This is a genomic window from Cyanothece sp. BG0011 (assembly GCF_003013815.1).
Lineage (GTDB): Bacteria > Cyanobacteriota > Cyanobacteriia > Cyanobacteriales > Microcystaceae > Crocosphaera.
In genome coordinates this window covers 1-2,090 of record NZ_PRLH01000226.1, presented here as the reverse complement: position 1 = coordinate 2,090, position 2,090 = coordinate 1, and the positions used below count along the sequence as shown (strand labels likewise).

Sequence of the window (2,090 nt, the reverse complement as noted above, 5' to 3'; positions counted from 1 at the left end):
AATCAGAAACTAGAAAAAATTGATGAGAGACTAACTAAAATAGAGGTAAGCCAAGCGAGGGTAGAATCTGATGTGAGTACCTTAAAAGAAGATGTCAAAGAATTGAAAGGGTCAAGTAAAGCTCAAATTTGGACATTAATTGGTATTTTGGGAACAGCTGTGATCGGGACAGTTATTCGTTTTGTTATTACTGCTTATCCAGGTGGTAATCCATAAGCGATCAAACCTCTAACCTATTTAAAGTATTTAATCCTAAATTGTCGAGATATTTATCAAAAAACTCTAACAGCATCAGGATTATATCCCCCGTTATTTAAAAAAGCTAAAGGTGATAATTTTACTTGATAGGATAATGCTTCATTCGTAGCTACTAATCTAGCATAATGTTCACAGTTCCAACCAAGCAATCCATAATGCCAATCTTTAAAACAATCTAGAGCATATATTAATCTTTCTATAACTAAATTAGGTTTTAGTGCTTTAGTCGGAGTTAGCTTTAATTTATCTTGATATTTGAACATAGGAAGAAGGTCTGGAAACTCTCCTGTACTAAACAAATATTCATCCGAAAGACCGATACCATAGTGATTAGTAATATCTGACCATTCTAATAAGCGTCCATAGAACTTACTATTAGTATTGCTTTGGTCTTTGATTGCTTGAGTTAATTGAATTACTTGATTTTGAGTTAACATTTAAACTGAAGTTTAAGCAATAAGTTTAAAATTGACTATATTAAGTTTACATTACTAACAAATCTAATGTAAGTGATATTAATCACTTCTATGCTATTCTTATTTGAATGGCATGACCGAATCTTTTAGTGTTCGCTAATTTCGTAGGTTGGGTTGAAGGATGAAACCCAACAATCATAAATCTGTGGTGTATTTGACCAATAATCTAATGTCTGAATTATAATTATTGATGTGTATGATAAAATATTGATAAAATATAACGATAAAAAAATAATGACCATAGACGTTAGACAAGCGGTTAGTAAAGCTAAAAATCACTTGAATCAAATAATCGATCTTTTTGGTAATGTCAATGATATAAGATTAGAAGAAATTGAACTATCATCAGACAAAAAATCCTGGTTAATAACATTAGGTTTCTTATTTGATCCACCAATAGATCAACAGAAAAATCTTCCTAACGTATTAAAGACAGCAATGAATATAAGAGAATATAAAATTGTCGAAATAGATGCAGAAACAGGAGAGCTTAAATCAATTAAAATCAGAGAATTATAATGGATGATGTTCAGATACTTTTGAATAGATATCGAAATAAAGGAATTCTAATTGATACTAATATTTTATTACTTTTGATTGTAGGATCTTCTAATCGTAAACGAATTTCTCAATTTAAACGAACTAAACAATTTATTCCTGAAGATTATGATTTATTAATTAAACTTATTAATTTATTTTCTAAAATAGTCACAACCCCTAATATTTTAACTGAAGTTAACAGTTTAACGAATCAAATAGGTGAACCAGAACGCTCAAAATGCTTTGCTATATTTGCTCAACTTATTTCTGAAATAGACGAATGTGCTTTATCTAGTCAAGAGATTGTTAACAATAATGGATTTATCAAATTTGGGTTAACTGACTGTGGAATTATAGAACTATCTAAGAATCAATATTTAGTTTTAACCGATGATTTTAAATTGTTTAATTATTTACAAAAATCAAGAATTGATTCAATTAACTTTAATCATCTTCGAGTTTATTTGTGGCAGTAATATAAAATCGTGTTAAGCTTACATAAAATAAGTAATTAAATGAAGAAAGTATTCTTATCTGAATATACAAAGTTTGAAATTTCCGAGAATTATAAACTTCCCTTATCTTTACAGAAACTTATTCATAAAATCTGGCAAAATCATTATGAGGAACTTTATGAGTATGCACCAAACCAAACACAGTCTTTAGAAGATAGTTGTTTAGAAATTTTAGATTTTTTCAGTTATAAAGAACCATTATTATCTCATTATCGCTATTTAGCTATGGCAATAATATTTCTTGAAGCTATTCGTCCAACTATTGATGCTTATCTTACAGAAGATTCAAGAATCGAACTTA

The 2,090-nt window shown here is 28.6% G+C and carries 4 protein-coding genes and 1 pseudogene; 4 read left to right on the top strand and 1 reads right to left on the bottom strand.

All coding sequences use genetic code 11. The features are described from left to right. Positions 1-216, top strand: a 216-nt coding sequence (locus C4E06_RS27230) for a hemolysin XhlA family protein (RefSeq protein ID WP_107671433.1), incomplete at its 5' end; no start/stop codon positions are given. A 56-nt stretch (positions 217-272) separates the two neighbouring features. Here the strand turns inward: C4E06_RS27230 and C4E06_RS27225 are convergent. Then, entirely contained in the window at positions 273-695 is a 423-nt protein-coding gene (locus C4E06_RS27225; RefSeq protein WP_198649096.1) for a hypothetical protein, read from the bottom strand. Between the two features lie 273 nt (positions 696-968). Between C4E06_RS27225 and C4E06_RS27220 the strand changes: the two genes are divergently transcribed. The 3 genes and pseudogenes from C4E06_RS27220 to C4E06_RS27210 form a co-directional block, all read left to right on the top strand. Beyond that, positions 969-1,253: a hypothetical protein gene (locus C4E06_RS27220; RefSeq protein ID WP_107671432.1), complete on the top strand. Its 285-nt coding sequence runs from the start codon at positions 969-971 to the stop codon at positions 1,251-1,253. Beyond that, the gene (locus C4E06_RS27215; protein WP_107671431.1) at positions 1,250-1,750 is read left to right on the top strand and encodes a PIN domain-containing protein; all 501 of its coding nucleotides are present in this window, start codon (positions 1,250-1,252) and stop codon (positions 1,748-1,750) included. The genes C4E06_RS27220 and C4E06_RS27215 overlap by 4 nt, the downstream gene beginning before the upstream one ends. 39 nt (positions 1,751-1,789) lie before the next feature. Continuing rightward, positions 1,790-2,090, top strand: a pseudogene (locus C4E06_RS27210) (hypothetical protein); the annotation flags it as partial.

Bases quoted from the DNA above. Each gene is read 5' to 3' on its own strand.
- C4E06_RS27225 (WP_198649096.1), bottom strand. From the start codon at position 695: ATGTTAACTCAAAATCAAGTAATTCAATTAACTCAAGCAATCAAAGAC.
- C4E06_RS27220 (WP_107671432.1), top strand. From the start codon at position 969: ATGACCATAGACGTTAGACAAGCGGTTAGTAAAGCTAAAAATCACTTG.